A 2,451-nucleotide genomic window follows, 5' to 3' on the forward strand; every position below is an offset into this window, starting at 1 on the left:
GGCCAAGCCGCCGCCCCCGCGAGGGGTTTATGACCTCGCGGACAGCACGGACAAAGAGCGGTATCCATGGACGGCCTCAACGAGATCCGACGCACATTTCTGGACTATTTCTGGAAGCAGGGCCACGAGGTCGTGCCATCCAGTTCGCTCGTGCCGAACAACGACCCGACGCTGCTCTTCACCAATGCCGGCATGGTGCCGTTCAAGAATGTCTTCACCGGACAGGAGACGCGGCCCTATGTGCGGGCTGCGAGCGCCCAGAAATGCGTGCGCGCGGGCGGCAAGCATAATGACCTCGACAATGTCGGCTACACGGCGCGGCATCACACTTTCTTCGAGATGCTCGGCAATTTCTCCTTCGGCGATTATTTCAAGGCCGAGGCGATCGAGTTTGCCTGGACGCTGATCACCAAAGAATTCGGCCTGCCCAAAGAGCGGCTGATGGCGACCGTCTATTCGGAAGATGACGAAGCCTTCGGCCTCTGGAAGAAGATTGCGGGCCTTCCCGACGAGAAGATCATCCGCATCCCGACCAGCGACAATTTCTGGTCGATGGGCGATACCGGCCCCTGCGGCCCCTGTTCTGAAATCTTCTTCGATCATGGCGACAAGATTCCCGGTGGTCCTCCCGGCAGCCCCGATCAGGATGGCGACCGTTTCATCGAGATCTGGAATCTCGTCTTCATGCAGTATGAGCAGATGGCAGACGGGGCGCGGGTGAACCTGCCGCGTCCGTCCATTGATACGGGCATGGGGCTTGAGCGCATTGCTGCGGTGCTGCAGGGCACACATGACAATTACGCGACCGACCTCATGCGCGCGCTCATCATCGCCTCTGCCGATGCCTCGAAGAGCGACCCGGACGGCCCGCATGCGGTGAGCCACCGCGTGATCGCGGATCATCTGCGCTCCTCTTCCTTCCTCATCGCGGATGGTGTGATGCCGTCCAATGAAGGCCGGGGCTATGTGCTTCGCCGCATCATGCGCCGCGCCATGCGCCATGCGCAGCTTGTGGGTGTGGCCGAACCTCTGATGCATCGCCTCGTTCCCGCCCTTGTGCGCCAGATGGGCGACGCCTATCCCGAACTGCGCCGGGCCGAGGCGCTTGTCACCGAGACGCTGAAGCTTGAGGAAACACGTTTCCGCGAGACGCTGACGCGCGGCCTGAAACTTCTTGATGATGAAGTCGAGAAGCTTGGCAGCGGCGGCGTGCTGCCGGGCGAGGTGGCCTTCCGCCTTTATGACACCTATGGCTTCCCGCTCGATCTGACGCAGGATGCGTTGCGCGCGCGCGGCATGAGCGTCGATCAGGCCGGTTTCGACGCGGCGATGGCAAAGCAGCGTCAGGATGCCCGCGCGGCCTGGTCCGGCTCCGGGGAAAAGGCGACCGAAGCTGTCTGGTTCGAACTGCGTGACAAGCTCGGCGCGACCGAGTTTCTTGGTTACGAATCCGAGGTTGCCGAAGGCAAGGTGGTCGCGCTGCTCGTTGACGGCCAGCCTGTGGAGTCAATCAGCGCGGGGCAGGAAGCGGCGCTCATCACCAATCAGACACCGTTCTATGGCGAGTCCGGCGGCCAGATCGGCGATACGGGCGTTGCCTTCTCGGCGGATGGTGCGGAGTTCCCCATCGTCGATACGCTGAAGAAGCTGGGCGACATGCATGTCCATATCGGCAAGCTGTCTCGCGGAAGCCTCAAGGTCGGCGATGTTGTCGAGATGAAGGTGAACAAGGCTCTGCGCGATGCAACGCGGGCGAACCACTCTGCGACCCATCTGCTGCATGAGGCGCTGCGCCGTGTGCTCGGTCCCCATGTGACGCAGAAAGGCTCGATGGTCGGGCCGGAGCGGCTGCGCTTCGACTTCAGCCACCCCAAGCCCATGACGCAGGAAGAGATTGCCGATGTCGAGGCGATGGTGAACCGCGTCATCCGTCGGAACACGGAAGTTTCGACGCGCCTGATGACGCCGGATGACGCCATCGCTGCGGGTGCGCTGGCGCTGTTCGGCGAGAAATATGGCGATGAGGTTCGCGTTCTCGCGATGGGCGTTGATGAGGAAAAGGAAAACCGCGCCTATTCCGTCGAGCTTTGCGGCGGCACGCATGTGCGCCGCCTCGGCGACATCGCAATCTTCAAGATTGTGAGCGAGGGCGCGGTTGCTTCCGGCATCCGCCGTATCGAGGCGCTGACCGGCGAAGGCGCGCGCGCCTATCTCGTGCAACAGGAGCGCCTCCTGAAGGAAGCGGCCGGTGCGTTGAAGATTGCGCCGGATGATTTGCCGTCGCGTGTCGTATCACTGATGGAGGAGCGCAAGCGCCTTGAACGCGAGCTTGCCGAGGCGAAGAAGAAGCTCGCTCTTGGTGGCGGTGCGTCATCCGGTGCAGGTGGTGACGCCGCATCGCAGATTCAGGAAGTGGGCGGCGTGAAGCTCATCGCCCGCAAGCTTGAAGGC

The 2,451-nt window shown here is 62.5% G+C and carries 1 protein-coding gene; it reads left to right on the forward strand.

All coding sequences use genetic code 11. The annotated features are described in order from the left end of the window. Nucleotides 1-66 precede the first annotated feature (66 nt). Nucleotides 67-2,451 (forward strand): alanine--tRNA ligase (alaS, locus tag WBF74_RS03155; protein ID WP_424435043.1); only part of this gene is annotated, 2,385 nt, incomplete at its 3' end.

The sequence above is a fragment of the Parvibaculum sp. genome, from assembly GCF_049672805.1.
In the GTDB taxonomy this organism is placed as follows: Bacteria; Pseudomonadota; Alphaproteobacteria; order Parvibaculales; family Parvibaculaceae; genus Parvibaculum.